At 63.7% G+C, this 19,044-nt stretch carries 19 protein-coding genes; 6 read left to right on the top strand and 13 right to left on the bottom strand.

The window, feature by feature from the left end; translation table 11 throughout:
* Window positions 1-40 precede the first annotated feature (40 nt).
* The 6 genes from JQ587_RS09980 to JQ587_RS09955 form a co-directional block, all read right to left on the bottom strand.
* Window positions 41-535, bottom strand: coding sequence for a hypothetical protein (locus JQ587_RS09980; protein ID WP_212301741.1), 495 nt, complete (start codon window positions 533-535; stop codon window positions 41-43).
* A 270-nt stretch (window positions 536-805) separates the two neighbouring features.
* Window positions 806-1,537 carry an aspartate/glutamate racemase family protein gene (locus JQ587_RS09975; RefSeq protein ID WP_212425187.1) on the bottom strand — a complete coding sequence of 244 codons (732 nt, stop codon included), beginning with the start codon at window positions 1,535-1,537 and terminating at the stop codon, window positions 806-808.
* A gap of 5 nt (window positions 1,538-1,542) precedes the next feature.
* Window positions 1,543-2,421 carry an ABC transporter permease gene (locus JQ587_RS09970; protein ID WP_212301731.1) on the bottom strand — a complete coding sequence of 293 codons (879 nt, stop codon included), beginning with the start codon at window positions 2,419-2,421 and terminating at the stop codon, window positions 1,543-1,545.
* Between the two features lie 3 nt (window positions 2,422-2,424).
* Window positions 2,425-3,384, bottom strand: a complete 960-nt coding sequence (locus JQ587_RS09965; RefSeq protein ID WP_212301728.1) for an ABC transporter permease — start codon at window positions 3,382-3,384, stop codon at window positions 2,425-2,427.
* Window positions 3,384-4,673, bottom strand: a complete 1,290-nt coding sequence (locus JQ587_RS09960; RefSeq protein ID WP_212301721.1) for an ABC transporter substrate-binding protein — start codon at window positions 4,671-4,673, stop codon at window positions 3,384-3,386. The genes JQ587_RS09965 and JQ587_RS09960 overlap by 1 nt, the downstream gene beginning before the upstream one ends.
* A gap of 43 nt (window positions 4,674-4,716) precedes the next feature.
* Window positions 4,717-5,703, bottom strand: coding sequence for an ABC transporter ATP-binding protein (locus JQ587_RS09955; protein ID WP_212301720.1), 987 nt, complete (start codon window positions 5,701-5,703; stop codon window positions 4,717-4,719).
* A gap of 266 nt (window positions 5,704-5,969) precedes the next feature.
* On the opposite strand from JQ587_RS09955, the gene JQ587_RS09950 reads away from it, so the two are divergent.
* Window positions 5,970-6,680 carry a GntR family transcriptional regulator gene (locus JQ587_RS09950; RefSeq protein ID WP_212301718.1) on the top strand — a complete coding sequence of 237 codons (711 nt, stop codon included), beginning with the start codon at window positions 5,970-5,972 and terminating at the stop codon, window positions 6,678-6,680.
* Here JQ587_RS09950 and JQ587_RS09945 read toward each other — a convergent pair whose 3' ends face one another.
* The 5 genes from JQ587_RS09945 to JQ587_RS09925 form a co-directional block, all read right to left on the bottom strand.
* The gene (locus JQ587_RS09945) at window positions 6,681-7,439 is read right to left on the bottom strand and encodes an FkbM family methyltransferase (protein WP_212425186.1); all 759 of its coding nucleotides are present in this window, start codon (window positions 7,437-7,439) and stop codon (window positions 6,681-6,683) included.
* Window positions 7,440-7,659: 220 nt separating this feature from the next.
* Window positions 7,660-8,286, bottom strand: coding sequence for a transglutaminase-like cysteine peptidase (locus JQ587_RS09940; protein ID WP_212301713.1), 627 nt, complete (start codon window positions 8,284-8,286; stop codon window positions 7,660-7,662).
* 330 nt (window positions 8,287-8,616) lie between these two features.
* Window positions 8,617-9,228: a PilZ domain-containing protein gene (locus JQ587_RS09935; protein ID WP_028154094.1), complete on the bottom strand. Its 612-nt coding sequence runs from the start codon at window positions 9,226-9,228 to the stop codon at window positions 8,617-8,619.
* 194 nt (window positions 9,229-9,422) lie between these two features.
* Entirely contained in the window at window positions 9,423-10,664 is a 1,242-nt protein-coding gene (locus JQ587_RS09930; protein WP_283815608.1) for an MFS transporter, read from the bottom strand.
* A gap of 57 nt (window positions 10,665-10,721) precedes the next feature.
* A complete protein-coding gene (locus tag JQ587_RS09925; RefSeq protein ID WP_212425184.1) occupies window positions 10,722-11,531 on the bottom strand; it encodes an alpha/beta fold hydrolase in 810 nt (269 codons plus the stop codon).
* 127 nt (window positions 11,532-11,658) lie between these two features.
* Here JQ587_RS09925 and JQ587_RS09920 point away from each other — a divergent pair, with 127 nt between their 5' ends.
* From JQ587_RS09920 to JQ587_RS09910, 3 genes are all read left to right on the top strand, one after another.
* Entirely contained in the window at window positions 11,659-12,810 is a 1,152-nt protein-coding gene (locus JQ587_RS09920; RefSeq protein WP_212425183.1) for a zinc-binding dehydrogenase, read from the top strand.
* Between the two features lie 3 nt (window positions 12,811-12,813).
* Window positions 12,814-13,296 (top strand): DUF5680 domain-containing protein, encoded by a 483-nt coding sequence (locus JQ587_RS09915; RefSeq protein WP_212425182.1) that lies wholly within the window; start codon window positions 12,814-12,816, stop codon window positions 13,294-13,296.
* A 136-nt stretch (window positions 13,297-13,432) separates the two neighbouring features.
* Entirely contained in the window at window positions 13,433-13,945 is a 513-nt protein-coding gene (locus JQ587_RS09910; protein ID WP_212301707.1) for a hypothetical protein, read from the top strand.
* Window positions 13,946-13,956: 11 nt separating this feature from the next.
* Here the strand turns inward: JQ587_RS09910 and JQ587_RS09905 are convergent, their stop codons facing one another.
* Window positions 13,957-14,310, bottom strand: a complete 354-nt coding sequence (locus JQ587_RS09905; protein WP_212301705.1) for a cupin domain-containing protein — start codon at window positions 14,308-14,310, stop codon at window positions 13,957-13,959.
* A 290-nt stretch (window positions 14,311-14,600) separates the two neighbouring features.
* On the opposite strand from JQ587_RS09905, the gene JQ587_RS09900 reads away from it, so the two are divergent.
* Together JQ587_RS09900 and JQ587_RS09895 are read left to right on the top strand one after the other, a co-directional pair.
* Window positions 14,601-16,589, top strand: coding sequence for a DEAD/DEAH box helicase (locus JQ587_RS09900; RefSeq protein WP_212425181.1), 1,989 nt, complete (start codon window positions 14,601-14,603; stop codon window positions 16,587-16,589).
* Window positions 16,590-16,677: 88 nt separating this feature from the next.
* On the top strand, window positions 16,678-18,417 hold the full coding sequence (locus tag JQ587_RS09895; protein ID WP_212425180.1) for a serine hydrolase: 1,740 nt from the start codon (window positions 16,678-16,680) through the stop codon (window positions 18,415-18,417).
* Here the strand turns inward: JQ587_RS09895 and JQ587_RS09890 are convergent.
* Window positions 18,414-18,938: a GNAT family N-acetyltransferase gene (locus JQ587_RS09890; RefSeq protein WP_212425179.1), complete on the bottom strand. Its 525-nt coding sequence runs from the start codon at window positions 18,936-18,938 to the stop codon at window positions 18,414-18,416. The two genes, JQ587_RS09895 and JQ587_RS09890, sit on opposite strands and share 4 nt — an antisense overlap.
* Between the last annotated feature and the right edge of the window lie 106 nt (window positions 18,939-19,044).

Genomic DNA, 19,044 nt, shown 5'->3' with positions numbered 1-19,044 from the left:
CACAAGTCGCGAAAATAAAAGGTGACGGCCCTGGATCTAATCAGCCGCGAGAGCGTTTGCGCGCGCTGGCGTGGACACGATGGCGCGCCGGTTTCCTAGGAGTAACCGAGGGCGTGTCGGACTCGGTTGAGCGGGCACTGGCAAAGGATTGCCGCAGCCCGTCGATGGATTCGTTCAGATTCGCGACCTGCTCCGACAGGCGCTTGGTGTCGGCCTGTTGCGCGGCGAGCAGCCGCTTCATGCTCTGAAGCTGGTCCTGCACCACTTGGAGCTGGTCGATCGATTCCTGCTGGGTCGCCTCCAACCCCTTGGTTTTCTCGACGAGCTGCTCGGAGGCTTGCGCGGTGCGCGCCTGAAGCTGGCGCGACGCGACCACCCGGTCGGTCTCGGGCGCAGCGCCGGTATAGGCACGCCAGATCGCGATCGAAGTAACGCCGGCGATCAGCAGCAGCAGCGCCGCAGCCGTCAAGGCGATCGGCTGGGCACCGAGACGGAGAAGGCGATTGGACTGTGTGTCCTCTGCGAGATCGATCATCGCTGACAAAACCCAAATTGAAACTTGGTGAGTGGCGAAGAGCGGCAGCACAAGAACGCAGAACAAGGCGGCCGGGGAGTCCCGAAAGTGTTACAGTTCAGCAACAAATGGGACGAAAAGGTGGCCGCCGGTGGAAAAAGCGTAGCTCTGCCAAGGCGGCGGCTTCAGCGGTCGAAGGCGGGGCGCCAAAAAGAAACCCCGCTCAAGCCGAAATTGGCTGGAGCGGGAGTATCGCGGTACGCTCAGCAGCCCGCCGTGCGCGGACCATGCCTACGGCTGAAACGGCGCAAACGGGCCCGAATAGGCCTTCGAACGCGGCGCCGCGTAGGGGCCGAGCCGGGAAGTCGCTAACCCCAGCCGCACCAGTCCTTCGGCCAGCGTCACGGCGGCAGCGACGCCGTCGACCACGGGCAGACCGTGGGTGGCGGCGAGCTCTGCGGCAAGATCGGCCATGCCGGCGCAGCCGAGCACAATGGCCTCGGCACGGTCGTCGCGGATTGCGTCCGTGATTTCCGTGGAGATTTTTCCAAGGGCGTCTGCGTTGCGCTCTTCGAGCGCGAGCACCGGGACTTCGGCGGCGCGGACGCGGGCGCAGCGTTCGGCGAGGCCGTACTTCTTCAGATTATGTTCGATCGGCACGATGGAGACGCCGAGCGTGGTCACCACGGCAAAGCGCGCCGCGATCAGGCTGGCCATGTGGAAGCCGGCTTCGCCGATGCCGATTACCGGCGCTTTCGCCGCGGCGCGTGCGGCGTCGAGGCCGGTGTCGTCGAAGCAGGCGATGATGTGTGCGTCCGCACCGTTGCGGTCGGCTTCGCGGATGCAGCCGAGCATGCCCGGAACGGCAAAGGCCTCGTCGTAAAACCCTTCGATCGAGACCGGGCCCATCGTCGGCTGGCGCGCATCGATCGCCGTGTCGGGCAACGCGATTGCGCGCGCTGCCGCGGCGATCTTCGCCGTCATGGACGCGGTGGTGTTGGGATTGACGATGTGCAGTCGCATTGAAGTTAGACGAGCCCTTTGCCGGCGTCCGAACCCTTGGCCGCCTGCCGCCTGTTGAGCGTGTGGATGGTGCCGAGCGCAAGCGTGATCACCGCGAACGACACAGCGGAGATGATGGTGCCGAGGGCATAGATGTCCGGGTTCGTCACTGTGGTGGTGAGGCCCTGCAGATCGAGCGGCAATGTGTTCACCGCGCCGATCGCCTGACTGGAACGCGCAAGCTCGTCCCACGACAGCGTGAAGCCGAACAGGCCGATGCCGATTACCGACGGCAGGATGATCGGCAGCACGACATGACGGAAGGCCTGCCATGGCGTGGCACCGAGGTCGCGCGCGGCTTCCTCGAGCCGGGGATCAAAGCGATTGAAGATCGCGAACATGATCAACAGGCCGAACGGCAGCGTCCAGGTCAGATGCGCGCCGAGTCCCGAGGTGAGCAGGCCCATCGAGGTCTCGAAGTTCTCATTCCAGTGCGCTTTGATCAGGTCGTCGACGATGCGGAATTCAAGCGAGATCCCGAGCGAGGTGATGATCGAGGGAACGATCAGGCTCGCGATCGCCGAATAGAACAGAATGCTCTGCGCCCTGAACTTCCTGCGGAAGGCCATGCCGGCGGCGACCGACAGCACGACGGTGACGGCCATGACGATGACGCCGAGCAGCAGCGAGCGGCGGAAGGCGGCGCCGAGGTCGACGATGCCGGTCCCCTGGAACAGCTTGGTCAGCCAGTAGGTCGATACCCCGTTCATCGGGAAGGTGAGGCCGCCTTGTGGCCCCTGGAACGACAGCACGTAGATCGCGATCATCGGGCCGTAGAGAAACAGCACATAGGCCGCGAAGAAGATCGCGAGAACGTAGAAGCTGCGCGGGCGTCCTTCCTTCATCGCCTAGAGCTCCTTCTTGATGTCGACGATGCGGGACATCATGGTGATGATCAGGAACGTGATGACGAGCAGGATCACGGCATTGGCGGCCGCGGCCGGGAATTGAAGCGCGTTCACGCGCGTCTCGATGATCTTGCCGGCGGCTGCGATCTGCTGGCCGCCCATCACGCCGATAGTGATGAAGTCGCCCATCACGATCGTGATGACGAAGATCGAGCCGATCACGATGCCGGGTTTGGCCAAGGGAATGATGACGTTGACCAGCGTCTGGAAGCCGGTGGCGCCGGCGTCATAGGCCGCTTCGATCAGCGACTTGTCGATGCGGATCATGGAATTGAAGATCGGCACCACCATGAAGAAGGTGAAGAGGTGCACCAGCGCCAGCACCACCGAGAATTCGGAGAACAGCAGCCATTCCACCGGCTGATTGATCAGGCCCGTCTTCATCAGCCCGGAGTTTACCAGGCCGTTGCGTCCGAGCAGCGGGATCCAGGCGATCATGCGGATGACGTTGGAGGTCCAGAACGGGATCGTGCAGAGCAGCGATAGTCCCATCTGCCAAGTCTTGGACTTGACGTGGAAGGCAAGGAAGTAGGCGACCCAGAAGCCGATGAAGAGCGTGATGGCCCAGACCAGGAAGCACAGCTTGAGCGTCTTCAGATAGGTCTTGGCGATAGTGCAGAGATCGGGGAGTTGCGCGATGCAGCCTTCGAACGTGTCGGTGTAGCCGCGCCCGGAGAAGGCCGGCAGCAATTGATATTCGTTGTAGTCCCAGAACGAGACGATAACGACGAAGACGAGTGGAATCAGGAAGAAGGCGAGAAACACCAGCATCATCGGCCCGGCCTGCAGCCAGGAGATGAAGGAGGGCGACAGGCGCGCCGCTTTCGCAGGGCGCGCCGTCTCCGATCCCCGGACGAGGTCCGGGGATCGCTGTTGCAGGATGTCTTCCGACGTATCCATCACGCGGCGATGAACTCGTTCCACTTGCGGACCATGTAGTCATTCTCGTCCATCACGGCGTTCCAGCATGCGACGCCGCCCATGCGGTCTTCATAGGAGCCGCCGTCACGCACCGCGCCTGCCTTCTCCAGCAGCGAGCCGTCGGGCGCCTTGATGTCCTTCTCGGCCGGCTTGCCTTCCATCCAATAGGCCCACTCGTAGGGCTCCATGTTGGCCTTCGCGGTCGAGAGTACGGCCGAGTAGTAGCCCTGGCGGTTGAGATAGGCGCCGGCATAGCCGGACAGGAACCAGTTGACGAACTCATAGGCCCAGTCGAGCTTCGCGCCCGACACGCCCTTGGAGACGCAGAAGCCCGAGGCCCACGAGCGGTAGCCTTCCTTCAGCGGCTGGAAGGTGCAGGCGATGCCCATCGAGCGCACTTTCGTCACCGCCGGCGACCACATCGACTGGATCACGGTTTCGCCCGAAGCCATCAGGTTGACGCTCTCGTTGAAGTCCTTCCAGAATGCGCGGAACTGGCCGGCCTTCTTCGCCTCGGTCATCACCTTCATGGTGAGATCGATCTCTTCCTTGGTCATGTTGCCCTTGTCGGCATATTTGTACTTGCCGGTGGCTTCCACGACCATTGCGGCATCCATGATGCCGATCGAGGGGATGTTGAGGATCGAGGCCTTGCCCTTGAACTCGGGGTTGAGCAGCTCCGACCACGAGCTGATCGGACGCTTGATCAGGTCGGGGCGGATGCCGAGCGTGTCGGCGTTGTAGACGGTCGGGATCAGCGTGACGAACTCCGTTGCGGTCTTGGAGAAGGTCTTGGAATCCTTGCCCTCGAGATAGAGCACCTTCCAGGGCGCGGTACCCTGATTGCCGATCTTCTTGCCGCCGGGCGTCTCACCCTTGGTGAAGACCGGCGTGATGTTGTCGAACTCCTTGATCTTCTTGGCGTCGAGGGCAAGGATGTTGCCCGACGGCACCAGCTTCTTCAGCGAGAAATATTCGGTGTCCAGCACGTCGAAGGAGTTCGGCTGGGTCATCACGCGCTTGGTGACGTCGTCAGTGGTCGCGGTGATGTACTCGATCTTGATGCCGGTGTCCTTCAGGCACTGCTTGGAGATGTCGTCGCCCTCGTTCACGGCGGTGCCGAGATAGCGCAGCACCTTCGGCTCGGCCGACATCACGTAGGGGAAGCCGGTGATGGCGCCGGAGCCAGCGGCAAGGCCGGCAAGACCCGCGGTGCCCTTGAGTAGCGTGCGGCGGCTGACGCCGGTCTTTTTGGTCGTCTCGGTCATTCCAGTCACTCCTCTGTTTTGCGCATTTTCTAAAATGACGGCGCTATTGCAGACGTTGCGCCTTGGCGGGATCCCAGGTGGCCAGCACGCGATCGCCCGGCCGGAACGGATGGACGTCGAAAGTGGCTTCGGGAACGTGGGAGAACAGGGCGGTGCCGTCGTCGAGCGTGAGCGAGACGGCGACGTAGGAGCCCTGATACTCGGTCTGGGTCAGCAGCGCCGGCGCGCCGAACGCGCCATCAGTGACCGGCTTGATGCCGAGCTGATCGGCGCGCACCGCGATGAGGTTGCCGGCGTCGCTGAGAACGTTATGGCCGCCGATGAAGCGGGCCACGAATTCGGTGCGGGGATGGTGAAAGATGTCGCGGGCCGTGCCCTGCTGCTCGATCCTGCCCTGGTTCATCACCACGATGTGGTCGGCGAGTGCCATCGCCTCTTCCTGGCCGTGGGTGACCTGGATGAAGCTGATGCCGAGCTCGCGCTGCAGCCGCTTCAGCTCGCCGCGCATCTTCACGCGCAGGAACGGATCGAGTGCGGACAGCGGTTCGTCGAGCAGGAGGATCTGCGGCTCGGTAATCAGCGCGCGGGCAAGCGCCACACGCTGCTGCTGGCCGCCGGAGAGCTGGGCCGGCAGGCGGCCGGCATAGGGGCTCATCGCCACCAGCTCCAAAAGCTCGCCGGCGCGCTTGTGCCTGGTCGCGCGATCGACGCCGCGCATTTTCAGGGCAAACGCAACATTGTCGAGCACGCTCAGGTGAGGAAACAGCGCGTAAGACTGGAACATCATCGCCGTGCCGCGTTTGGCGGGCTCGAGGTCGGTGACGTTCTGTGCGCCCAGAATGATGTCGCCTTCGCTGACGGCCTCGTGGCCCGCGACCATGCGCAGGGTTGAGGTTTTGCCGCAGCCGGACGGGCCGAGCAGGCAGCAATAGGTGCCGGCGGGAATCTTCAGGTTGACGTCGTCGACCGCCAGCGTCGTGTCGTAGCGCTTGGTGACGGCGACCAGTTCGAGAGCGGCGGGAGTGGCCATGGCGTGTCCGCGAGAGGGGCGATGCTACGCCTCTCTCCGCAAGGTCCGTGCCAAAAACTCAAATCAGGCCGAATTTAAAAACTGTGCAGCGGAGTCAGCCCGTTAGGTCGAATCCGTGCATTTGTGCGGCGCACGGGCGGGCAGGGATGTGCACACGAAATGGGCGAAGATTGTATAAAGTTTCGCCTGTGATTGGATACAGATCGTCGATTACCATTCGAGGTCCGAACGTCACCGATCGAGCCCTCAAACCCGCCCTCGAACTAATGGCCGCCAAATCCCGCCCGAAATCCGATGTGCCCGACGTGAGCGATCGCGTCAGCCGGATCAGAGAGGGCGTGACCGCGGCGATCCTCGAACATCGGCTGCTGCCGGGCACCAAGCTCGGCGAGGACGAGATCGGTGAGATCTATGGCGCGAGCCGCACGCTGGTTCGCACCGCACTGCAGCAGCTCGCGCATGAGGGCATCGTCAACATCGAGAAGAATCGCGGCGCCTTCGTCGCGCGCCCGACGCCGGCGGATGCCCGCGAAGTGTTCGAGGCGCGCCGGCTGATCGAGCCCACCATCGTCGACCATGCCGTCGATGCCGTCTCGCCCGCCTGGCTCGATCGCCTGCAGCAGCATCTCACTGAAGAGCGCGAGGCGGAGCTGCGCGGCGACGCGCGCGCGTCGGTCCGGCTCTCCGGCGAATTTCACCGCCTCGTTGCCGAGATGAGCGGACACAGCATCTATCTCGGCTTCCTGAAGGAATTGATCGCGCGCTCCTCGCTGATCATATTGCTCTATCGTCGTCACGACACGCCGGCTTGCGGCACCGATCATCACGCCGAGATCGTCACCGCGATCCGCAAGCGCGACAAGCAGACCGCGTGCGCGCAGATGCTGTCGCATCTGAACGAGATCGAGGCCGAGCTGTTTTTGAAGGATCCCGCCGCCGACGAGCTGCGGCTCGCGGATGTGCTCGGGGCGGGATGATCAGCGTGAGCACGGCGCGGGAAATGCGCGTGCCAATGCCTCCGGAATGATCGTTCCGATCGCCTCTGGCGGGAAGAACAGAAAGTCGCGATGGCCGCCCAATCCGAATTTGTAGTGCGGGACCCGATCGGGGTTGGTCGGCGGAAGATAGCTTCGACCCAGAAGCATGACGCCCAAATAGCCGAGGCTCTCGAAGAATTCGAACAACTGCCGGTCTTCGGGCGGCGTTGCCTCGAACTGGATCACCGGCCGAGACGTCCTGATGGTGCGCTCGCCGCCGGCAAACACTTTCAGCTCGTGTCCTTCGACGTCGCATTTGATGAACTTCACGCCCGCGACGTCCGGCAGCTCATCGAGCCTCATGGTCGGGACGGATATGGTTTCGCCGTTTGATCGCGAAAGGGATGCGCTGCCATCGCCAATCCGCTGGCGCGAGAGCTGCGCGGAGCCGTGGATGTCCGAAAGTGCGACCGGCATGATATTGAGGTTGCGCCAGCCGAACTGCACCCGGCGCCTGCCGATATATTCAACCATCTCAGGTTGTGGCTCGAAAGCCAGGACCAGGCCATCGGGGCCGGCGGCGCGCGCAAGCCAGAACGAATAGATGCCCTTGTTGGCGCCGATGTCGAGCACGGTGGCGCCGTGGAGATTCAGGCGGCTGATCGTCTGGAGCTGGAGGCGTTCTGTTCGAAATCGATAGCGAAGGCAGCGCAGGACGAAATGCGCATTCTCGCATTGCGTCGCCCAAGCTTCGCGCATCCCTGCCTCCCACAGGAAAACTACACATCAGCCTGTAGTTGAGCAACAATCCGGTTGCGGCTTCGCGCTGCTTCCTTCTTGTTGCGGTGCGATTTCAGCCACCAAAAAGTTGCGCCCAGCCATTGGGGGATGGCTGGGCGCGCGCGAACCGGTCTGGGACGGGGAGGGGTGGGGATGTGACCGGGTCGCGTAACTCGTTCGTTTGTCTCTACTGATCCACTTACTGGTCTCTTGCGCTGGCGGTGGAGACCGCCGGCTTGGTATCGCCGAGCGAGACCCAGACATTGGGGTCGCTCTGCGACTGGCGCTTGACGAAGCGGTAGCCGGTCTCCGTCCAGGCAACGACGCTCTCGTTCTGATTGTCGAGAACGAACTCGCCCTTGTCGGTCTTCACCGTCAGCACCGCGTGTCCTTCACCCTTCTTGTCGCGCACGACGGTGATGAGCAGGGCCTCGCGCGGCCAACCGGCATCAATCAGCATCTTGCGCTTCAACAGCACGTAGTCTTCACAGTCGCCGTAACCGTCGGTCGGCAGCGACCACTTCTCGATCACGCCCCAGTGGTCCTGGTCGGTCAAAGGCTTGATGGTCTCGTTGACCCAGCGATTGACCTTGGTCAGGTCACGCCACGCGGCCTGCGACATCACGATGTCGCGCGGCTGCGACGGCCCGCCCTGACACTGAGCGGCATTCTCTGCACAAAACTCGACCCAGCCGATCGGCGCACGCGTGGTGTCGCCGAGGCTCGCGTAGAGCAGACGGCTTTCGCCGGCCTGCGCTGCCGCGCTGATCCCGAACAGCATGGCAGCAAGTGCCAGTGCCTTCCCCTGTCCCCTGAAGTCCAACATTGCGGCCCCCGTTTCTTGTTGGGACCACATTTCGCATGGAGCTTTTGAGTTGCCGCTAAGTCAGCCAAGTCAACTCGAGACGAATACAAGTAAAACGCGCTGCAAATTCGATCTATACTTGAATCAAAGTCGAATAAAATTTGAGATGACTGCAATTGATTCAAATTGTAGCGATTAACGCGGGAACGCTGGCGGAACTGCTGTTTCTGCCCCGAGAAGGCCGCGCGTTAACCCCGCGCGAGACGACCGCCGGACGCGAAAAAGGCGGCGTCCGCATCGCGGAGGCCGCCTTTGAGGCTGGAATAACAGGGATTCTGGCGCGCTTTCGCTTTACCGCGCGGTAACGCTCTCTTCGAGTGTCTCGATCGGCTGCTCGTGCATGAACTCCAGCGCGAAGCCGTCTTCGAGGTTTCGGACCACGCGGCCCTGCACCCGGCCGAGCAGAACGATCGACTTCAGCGGCGGACGGTTTTCCGCGGCAATGGCCGCGCCCGACAGCGAGAGGTCGATGATGCGGCAGGTCATCTTGGTGCCGTCCTCGAGCGTCAGCACCGCGATCGGGTTGCGCGGCACGATACGGTCGTGGCGGCGGTCCTCCGGCAGATTGAGGATGTCGCGGTTGGCGAGCCAGGTCAGCTGGGCCGCGAGCTTGTCGCGCTTGCGCGGCGTCGCCCCGACCGTCATGGCGAAGCCGTTGTCGATGATCCGGGTAATCTTGCCCTCGACCCGGCCGATATGGTCGAGATAGGCGACCACGCGGTCGCCGACATTGCCGATGCCGGGCGCCAGCAGCGCGAGCCCGCCGGGCGACATGTTGATCACCTGGCAGGGGAATTCTCGGCGGTCCGGCAGCATGTAACGGCCGAGCAGGTGTACCTTCACCCGCTGGAAACGCCGACGTTCCTCGGCGGCCGGAAGAAATTTTTTGTTCGCCAACGCCATTTTCACTACCCGACCCCCCGCCCGGGCGGAGTCCGGCACGACCCTAAGGTGCATAGGGTTAATGCCGCGTTATGATTGGGCGCGGCGAATACGGACGGACACAATGCGTTCCAAAACCGCACCAAGGGCGGGCCCTGCCTTGGTGTGCCGGGGTCGGGGGACGGCGGGAGTTCCGGCCGGTGACCGGGCCGCCCCTAGGCCTTCCTGGTCGCGCGCCCATAGAGCAGGCCCAGCAGCGCCAGCAGCACCGCGGCCGATAGCCCCAGCGACCAGTGGATCCCGATCGCGGCCCCAAAGACGCCGACCGTGATGCCGCTGAACGCGCGCATGCCGAGGCCGGCCATATTATAGAGGCCGACGACGCGGCCACGGATGTCGGCCGGCGCGTTCAACTGCACCAGCGCCTGGGCCATGGTGTTGAACGACAGCTCGAAGAAGCCCGCGCAGAACAACAGCACGATCGCGACCGGATAGATCCGCACCGCGGCGAAGCCGAGCAGCGCCACGCTCCAGAGTGTTGCGAGCAGGATCGCGGTGCGCGGTGTGCCCCTGAGCCGTCCCCAGGATTCCAGCGCGATGCCGGCAGGCAGCGCGCCGGCCGCATCGGCTGCGAGCAGCACGCTGTAGGAGACGCCGGGATCGCCATGGCCGAGATCGCCGGCAAAGCCCGGCATCTGGGCGTGATAGGCGTTGCCGATCATGAAGGAGGTGAGACCGGCGAGCCACGTCATTGCCGTCAGCACCGGCTGGGTGCCGATGGCGCGGATGGTGAGCAGAATGTCGGCGAAGCCGCGCACGGCGAAGCGCCGCGCAGCGAGGCTTTTGTCGCGCACCGGCGCCCAGAACAGCCAGAGCAGCATCGGCAGATAGAACAGCGTGTTGAAGATGATGCCGTTCGAGGTGCCGAGCGTCAGCATGATGAGGCCGCCCACCGCAGGCCCGACCAGGATGCCGAGATAGCGCGCCATCGCATTCAGCCGCACTGCGCTCGGAAGGTCTGCGGGCCCGACGAGATCGTAGAGCAGCAGCTGGTTCGGTGTCTGCCACAGCACGCCGGCGCAGCCATGGATCACCAGCAGCAGCATCGCATGCCACATCTGGATCGTGTCGGTGATGAAGAAGAAGCCCCATCCGGCCGAGGCCACGATGAACAGCAGCATGCCGCACTGGATGATGCGGCGCGGATCGAAGCGGTCGGCAAGTCCGCCGACCACGACCGAGAACAGCAGGAACGGCAGCCAGTGCGACAGCACGGCAAAGCCGCCCAGCGTCGGCGAGTGGAATTTCTGGAACACCACCCAATAGCTGATCACGTGCTCGATATTGTCGGCCATCATCGCCAGCACATAGGCGATGAATTGAAGCCGGTACGGCACGGACTTCATCGCCGCGAACGATCCGGACGCGACGGCGGGATTTTGCGGAAGGGGGTTCAAGCGGGCACCACTGGCAGGACGTTTGGGGCCTTACACGGTCGTCGGCGAGCGCTCAAGTCAATTGGGTGTGGGCGCATCCACGGTCGCCAGAAACGACCCGACCGCCGCCGCAAATTCAACCGGCTGGTCATACGGCAGCCCATGGCCCGCGTTCGCGATCACCCAGTGGCGAAGGCGTGGATTGAGCTCCTGCAGCTCGCGCGCGGTCTCGACGGAGACAACGCCATTGGTGCCGACGACAAGCAGGCTCGGAACGGCAATGCCTTTGACCAGCTCGCGATAATCCGGGTTTGGCGGCGTGAGGACCTCGAACGCACGGGTGTCGGTCTGCTGCCGCGCGTCGATGATCAATTCAAGCAATTCGAGCGAGCGGTGCGGTTGGCGCGCCTTCGTCTCGGCCAGCACCGCATCCTTGTCCCGACCGAGCAGCCGCCGATGCTGCTCGGCGACGTCACTCTCGTAGACTTCGCGCTGGCGCTCGGCGCTTAGGAACGTCGGATCGGCGAGGATCACGCCGCGAATGGCCGTGCCCATCTCGTGCGCAACCACGGCGGCTGTCATGCCGCCCATGGAATGGCCGAGCAGCACCGGCGCGACGAGTCCGAGCGTCTTGATCAGACCGATCACGTCGTCTGCGAGGTTGCGATACAAATATCCGTGCGGCGGGGCGCTCGATGCGCCGTGCCCGCGCGCGTCCGGCATGAAGACGTCGTAGCGATCCTGGAGAGCGCGGGCCAACGGCGTCCAGCAAGCGCCGCTTCCGGTCAATCCATGCAGTGCAAGCAAGGGACGCTTGTCTCCACTCGTTCGCAGATAGTGGATGTCGATGCGATTGGCCGTACAGGTGCCACGAATCCAGTTTGTCATTCGGGAATGATACTAGATCCAGGCGGGCTGCGAACTATCGCACCTTGGCACGATTGCGCATCTCACATACGCTTGGCCTCACGCTCGCACCATCAAAACACAACAAGCGGACTTTGAGGAAACCGCCATGGACCAAATCCGCGTCTGCACCCACGCAGGGCCGGGCTCGGAGCCCGTGATCAAGACCGTGCCGTGGCCGAAGGTCGGCCGCAGGGGGGCGCTGATCAAGATCGGCGCGTGCGGCGTCTGCGGCACTGATCTGCATATCCTGAAAGGGCATTGGCCGAAGCCGCTGCCCTGGCCGTTCACGCTCGGCCACGAGATTGGCGGCGTCATCGTCGAATGCGGCGACGAGTTCACCGAAGACTTCATGAGCAAGCCGCTCAAGGTCGGATCGAAGGTGATGATCCCGCCGCTGATGCCCTGCGGCAAATGCTATTATTGCATTCACTATCCGCAGACCGCCAACAAATGCCTGACGCCGGTCTATTACGGCCGCTATCTCGGCTTCGACAAGGCGCCGCACATGTGGGGCGGCTGGGCCGAATATGTCTATGTCGATATCGAGATGCTGCCGGGCACCAAGATCTACAAGCTGCCCGATGACATGTCGCTGCGCCTTGGCGCGCTGTCGGAGCCGCTGACCTCCTGCATCCGCGCCTTCAACCGCGCGACCCGTGCCGGCGGCTTCACCTGGGCCGACACGGTGGTGATCCAGGGCTCGGGCCCGATCGGCATTCTGGCGGTCGCAGCCGCCAAGGAGATGGGGGCAGGGCGCGTCATCTGCGTCGGCGCGCCGGAGGAGCCGCGGCTCAAGCTCGCGCGCGAGTTTGGTGCGGAGGCGACGGTCAACATCGAGGAGATCACATCGCCGCAAGATCGCATCGCGCGTGTCCGCGAGATCGTCGGCGGCTTCGGCGCCGATCTCGTCATGGATTGCTCGGGTCACCCCTCAGCCGGGCCCGAGGGCATCGAGATGCTGCGCGACGGCGGCACCTATGTCGAGATGGGCCAGTTCACCGACGCCGGCTCGATCGAGACGTCCTGGCACCGCATCTGCACCAAGGACCTCAACGTGCTCGGCTCCTGGGGTTTTACCGGCAATGATCTGCCGCTCGGCGTCGACATGCTCTACCGCACCCGCGACAAATATCCCTGGCTACAGATGCAAACGATCTATCCGTTTACGGAAGAGGGAGTCGCGCGAGCCGTGAAGGATGCGATGGCGATGAAGACGGTAAAGTCGACGATCGTGCCGTGGCCGGAATTGGTGGACTAGGCGATGCCGTCTGTCCCCCACGATCTCGCGGCGTTCCTGGTCGAAGCCAAGCGGCGCACCTATGCGGGCCTCGACGACGACGCAACGGTGGCCACGCCGCTGCTCACTAGCTCAAAGCAGCTCGGGCATAGCGCACCGCCTTACACCTATCGCGATATCTATTTCGGGATGGGTTTTTTTGTCGGGCAGGAGACCGTGGCACGGGACGAACGCATCATCTGGTCGATGAGCTACAGTGGCGGCGCCCGCGCGGACATCATGGACCGGGACGTTTTTCTGGCGATCTATAAGTTCTTGCGTCAGGCGCTGCTGGGCGTGCGCGCCGAGGAGCCCTTTCGAGGACCGCGCCTGTTCGAGCAGGCAGGCATGGTCTATCGCAATGAGGTCGAGGGATCCCTCGATCGTTTTCATGGTGTCGAGACAATCGCGCGAGATGACGGCGCACCACTTTACGGGTTGCGCTATAGTGGCGGTCTGCTGCGATAAACGCGGAGATCTATGCCGAGATCTGAGACGGGCGGGACCAAATGCCCTAAAAGTTCCACAAGGAATCCGCGAATGATCCATGCGGAGGTGAAACTTAGGCCCGGGTTCCGGCTTTCAGTTCGCGGGAGAGGTAATCGTGAAGCGAATCCTGAAACCCATCACCTACGTGCTGGCCGCCATCTACTTCCTGGTGGATGCGGTGTTCATGGCCGTGGCGCGGCCGATCGCGCGCTGGCTGGCGCGGCATTTCGAATTCAAGCGGCTGCGCGCCTGGATCAAATCGCTGCCGCCATATCCGTCGCTCGCGCTGTTTTCCGTGCCCGTGATCATCCTGGAGCCGATCAAGCCGGTGGCCGCTTACCTCGTCGCGACTGGCCAGTTCCTGAGCGGCGTAGCGGCGTTCATCGGCTGCGAACTGCTCAAGCTCGTGCTGGTCGAGCGCCTGTTCCATCTGACGCGTGACAAGCTGATGCGGATCCCGGCGTTCGCGTGGTGCTACCGGAGGTTCTCCGAGATGAAGGCTTGGCTCCAGGCCACCGAAGCCTGGCGTGCCATCCGTGCCTTGAGCCGCGCAGCGAAAGACTATGTCGTGCGGCTCAGGACAAGGCTCGCTGGGAGCTTCAGCAAGCTCGTGGCGTCAAGAGACTAGAACCGCGTGCCCTATGCGAACTTGCGCGCTGCGGCGGTGGTCTTGTCGCCCGTGTTCGGCGTACCGCTCGGCTCGATCAGCATGAGATGAACCTCCTCGCGGGCCACGGGGCGATGCTCGACACCCTTGGGCACCACGTAGAGTTCGCCCGGTCCGAGCGTCACGGTGCGGTCCCGCAATTCGATGTCCAGCCGGCCCTTCAGAACGAGAAAGAAATCATCGGTGTCGTCGTGCTTGTGCCAGGTGAATTCTCCCTTCACCTTCACCACCATCACGTCGCAATCGTTGAAGGTCGTGATCGTGCGCGGCGACCAGTAATCCTCAAAGGTCGCAAGCTTGTCGGCAAGGGAAATGCTGTCGGCCATGTTTCACCTGTATCCTGCTCTCGGGTACGTCCAGTCGCGCGCAATCCAGGCGAATGTAAGCAAAAGTCCGCCGTTCCGGGCCCAAAAGCGCCTGGTTGAGCGTCCCAAACCTGTTCACCCTGTCGCCAATGCCATGCATCAAAGGCATGGTGGTTTGGCCGCTTCTGTCGTAAAGAGCGTCCAAATCAAATCATCATGGGTGTGACCGGGCCTTCTGCAGTGAGTGCAGCGTCAAGGCCCCTCGGCTCTTTCCGTTCCGCGCCCCCGGACCAACCAAGGTTTTCCATCCCGTGTCCTTTCCGGCCCTGACCCCGCCGCTCGCCCGTGCCTTGGCTGAGCGCAATTACGATTCACCAACCCCGGTCCAGCTCGCCGTGCTCGACGAGAAGGCGGTCGACCGCGACCTGCTGGTGTCGGCCCAAACCGGCTCGGGCAAGACCGTCGCTTACGGATTGGCCATGGCCAAGGATTTGCTCGATGGGGCCGAGCGGTTCGCGCAGGCCGGAGCGCCCCTGGCCCTGATCGTCGCGCCGACCCGGGAGCTCGCTTTGCAGGTCCAGCGCGAGCTCACCTGGCTCTATGAGCATGCCGCGGCGCGCGTCGTCTCCTGCGTCGGTGGCATGGACCCGCGCCGCGAGCAGCGCGAGCTGGCCGCGGGTGCCCACATCGTCGTCGGCACGCCCGGCCGCCTGTGCGATCATCTGCGGCGGGGCCGCCTCGACATCTCGGAATTGAAGGTCGTCGTTCTCGACGAAGCCGACGAGATGCTCAATCTCGGCTTTCGCGAGGACATGGAGTTCATCCTCGAGACCACGCCGGAGACGCGGCGCACGCTGCTGTTCTCGGCCACGTTCCCGCGCGGCATCGTGGCGCTCGCCAAGCAGTACCAGCAGGACGCGTTTCGAATCGAGGTCGCCGGCGACGAGGGCGGTCACGCCGACATCGAGTATCGTGCCATCCGGGTCGCTCCCGGCGATGTCGAGCATGCAGCCGTCAATGTGCTGCGCTTCTATGAGGCGCCGAGCGCGCTGGTGTTCTGCAACACGCGCGATGCCGTCAGGCATTTGCAGGCGGCGCTGCTGGAACGCGGTTTCTCGGTGGTCGCTCTGTCGGGCGAGTTGACCCAGAACGAGCGCACTTTGGCGCTGCAGTCGCTCCGGGACGGACGCGCCCGCGTTTGTGTCGCGACCGACGTTGCCGCCCGCGGCATCGACCTCCCAAGCCTCGACCTCGTCATTCATGCCGACCTGCCGAACGACCCTGAGGTGATGCAGCATCGTTCGGGCCGAACCGGGCGCGCGGGCCGCAAGGGGACAAGCGTTCTCCTGGTGCCGCCGGCCCGGCGGCGTCGTGCGGAGCTGTTGCTCAATCTCTCCGGTACCGACGCAGTCTGGGGCACGGCGCCGCAGGCGGATGAGATCCGCAAGCTCGATCATGAACGCATGAAGGACGTGTTGTTCACTGAGGAGACGACCGCCGACGATCTGGAGCTGGCGAAGGCCCTGCTGGCCGAGCGTCCGGCCGAGGATATCGCCGCAGCGCTCGCGCGACTTTACCGCGCGCGGCTGCCGTCGCCGGAAGACATCATCGATCCCGGCGAGCGAAGCAGCCGGCCGCGGGACGATCGAAAGCCGCGTGGCGACGATCGGTCCGAGAGGCCTCGCGTCAAATCGGGGAAAAAGCATGTCATGGCGGAGCCCACCGTCTGGTTCCGAGCGGCCATCGGGCGCCGCAAGAATGCGGAGGCGCGCTGGCTGCTGCCGATGATCTGCCGCCGCGGCGGCATCGACAAGCGCGACATCGGTGCGATCAAGATCTCTGACACCACCACCGAGTTCGAGATCTCCGAACGCGTCGCGGACTCCTTCGCCGCCAAGGTCAAGCGTCCGGACAAGGAAGACAGCATCCGCATCGAGCCGATGACGGGTGCACCGCAAGCGCAGGCGCCGGCAGAGAAACGCTCACGCGCTCCGCAGCGCGAGGAAGCTGACGACGATCATGTTGTCCGCCGCAGCGACGATCCCTGGAACGCGAACGAGCCAAAGCAGCACGACAGGCCGCGGGGAAAGCCTGAAGCCAGGCACCAGGGCAAGCCGCACGCCAAGACTTATGCCAAGCCTGACGCGAAGGCTCACGACGGCGGCAAATTCGGCAAGCCGGCGTTCGGGAAGAAAAACAAGAAATTCGGAAGCAAGTCCGGGGACGCCAAATTTGCGCCGTCGGTCACCGAATGGCCGGGCGCGCAGGGCAAAAAAGGCAAGAAGAAGCGTCGCGGCTGAGGGCCGCGCATCGCTTCAGGCCTGTCTTAGGGTTTCCATTCGACGTTGAAGCCGCTAGCCTGCACACCTCGCAAGGTCTGCAGGTGTCATGAACACGTCATCCGAACGGCCCGACGCTTCGCTCGCATCGCTGATTCCCGATATCGACCGGCTGGCCGCGGATGCGATGGCGGTCTGGAAAGTGCCCGGCGCCGCGCTCGCCATCGTGCAGGACGGCAAAGTCGCGCTTACCCGCAGCTATGGCCAGCGCGATGTCGAAGCCGATCTGCCGGTCACGCCACAGACGCATTTCGTGATCTGCTCGATCACGAAATCATTCACGGCCACAGCAATCGCGCTGCTCCATAACGAGGGCGTGCTCGACTGGACCAAGCCGGTCCGCGACTATCTGCCGGAGTTTCGCCTTTCCGATCCTGTCGCGACCGAACGCGTCACCATTCGCGATCTGCTCAGCCATCAGTCGGGGCTGCCGCGGCACGATTGGCTTCACCTGCCGGGAGATCTCTCGCCGGCCGAGATGCTGCCCTTGATGCGCCATCTCGAGCTCAGCCGCGATATCCGCGCCGCCTGGCAATACAACAATCTTTGCTACAACGCGGCTGGTCTGCTGATCGAACGATTGAGCGGGCAGAGCTTTGAAGCCTTCATCCGCGAGCGGCTGACCAACAAGCTCGGCATGAGCGTCAGTTTCTCGCTGGATGAGCTTGAAGCCGGGCTGGAGCCGGCGAAGCCTTACATGATCAACGTCGACACGCGATTGCCGGCGCTGCGACTGCCGATCCGCACCACGGCCGCCGGGGCCGTCAACACCTCGGCGGCGGACCTCGCCAACTGGATGCTGCTGCATCTCGGCAAGGGCGAGTTTGCCGGCGAACGCCTGCTGCCGGCGGCGCTGGCCGAGCAGCTGCATGCTCCGCTGGCGCATGTTGCCAAGTCGGAGTTTTCCGAGTTCGGTCAGGCGCATTATGGATTGGGTTTTCAGTCGAACAGCTATCTTGGCGATCGCATCGTCTCGCACAGCGGCGGATGGAACGGGTGGGGGTCGTTGATGACGCTGGTGCCGGACGCGGGCATCGGCATTGCCGTCCTGACCAACCGCAGCCCGAGTGAGGTTCCGCCGATCCTCTCCTGGCACATCATCGACCGGCTGCGCGGACGCGAGCCGGTCGACTGGCTCGCGCGCTTTCGCAAGATGCGCGACGACTTCATTGCCCACATCCCCGCCGACAAGGAGGCGCGCGAGAAGTCGCGCCACAAGGACACGAAGCCCGCGCGCGCATTGTCGGCCTACGCCGCTGATTACGCCCATCCCGCCTATGGCGTGATATCGATCCGCGAGCAGGGCGGCGTGCTGCACTGGTCGTGGCGCGGAATGGGCGCGCCGCTGTCGCACCGGCATTTCGAGACGTTCGTGACGCCGGAGATCATCGACAAGCTGCATCCGGACAATCTGTCCATCACCTTCCAGACCGACCGCGACGGCAACATCGTGCACCTCTCGGTGCCGCTGGAGCCGATGGTGAAGGACATCGTCTTCGAGCGGCGCGCTGCCGGAGACTGCCTTGATCCCGCATTCCGCGCAAAGTGCGTCGGGCATTTCAGGAGCGGCTCGATCACCCATCTGGTGACGCGGGACAGTGAAGGGCGGCTGATCCTGAAGCCGGATTTTCAGCCGGCCTATCGGCTGGAGCCGCAGCAGGGCCGGCGGTTTCGTATCGTCGAGCTGGACGGATTTGCCGTCGAGTTTCGCGGAGAGGGCGAGAGTGTCGATCAGATCGTCTTTCATCAGCCGAACGGCACGTTCGTCGCCGACCGTGTGGCGGATTAGCGCCGGTCTTCGGAGACCTGGTCAGCGAGCTCGCGCAACATGTAGGTCGCGCTCGCGCCATAGGTTGCGAGCTTGGCGCGCAGCCCCGCATCCGGTGCCACGGGGTGGAAGCCGAGACGCTCCCACAGCACGCGCGTGGCGTAGACCGAGACCAGTGCCAGCGTCGGGATGCCGGATGATCGCGCGAGTTGTTCGATCTGTGCGACATAAGCCCGCGCCACGCCGCCGCGGAAGCCGGGCAGCACGGCGACATCGTGCACATAGAGACAGTCCGCAGCATCAGGCAACCGGTCGAGGAAACCGTCGAGCGGCGGAATCTGGTATTGCATCCAGGGATGGGCGAGGCCGTAGCCGGCGATCGCGTCGCCTGCCGTGAGCACGCAACAGCCGTCCGGATAAAGCTGCATCTTCTCCGCGAACACGTCCGGGCGCTCGGGGAGGTCGGGATGAATCCGCGCTGCGATCGTGCTGATCGCAGCGAGGTCAGTGGCGTGCGCGCGGCGCCAATGCGGCTTGCTCATCTCGGATGTTCCGTATCAACCACCGCAATTTATTCCGTCGCGCTGACGTACGCAGCCAAAAATATCTTTGCTCGCGTCCGAGGAATAGTGCGCGCGATGCGGCGTC

The sequence above is a fragment of the Bradyrhizobium manausense genome, assembly GCF_018130615.1.
Classification (GTDB): Bacteria; Pseudomonadota; Alphaproteobacteria; order Rhizobiales; family Xanthobacteraceae; genus Bradyrhizobium; species Bradyrhizobium manausense_A.
The sequence above is the reverse complement of the archived record's forward strand: the minus strand, read 5'-3'. Positions and strand labels throughout refer to the sequence as shown.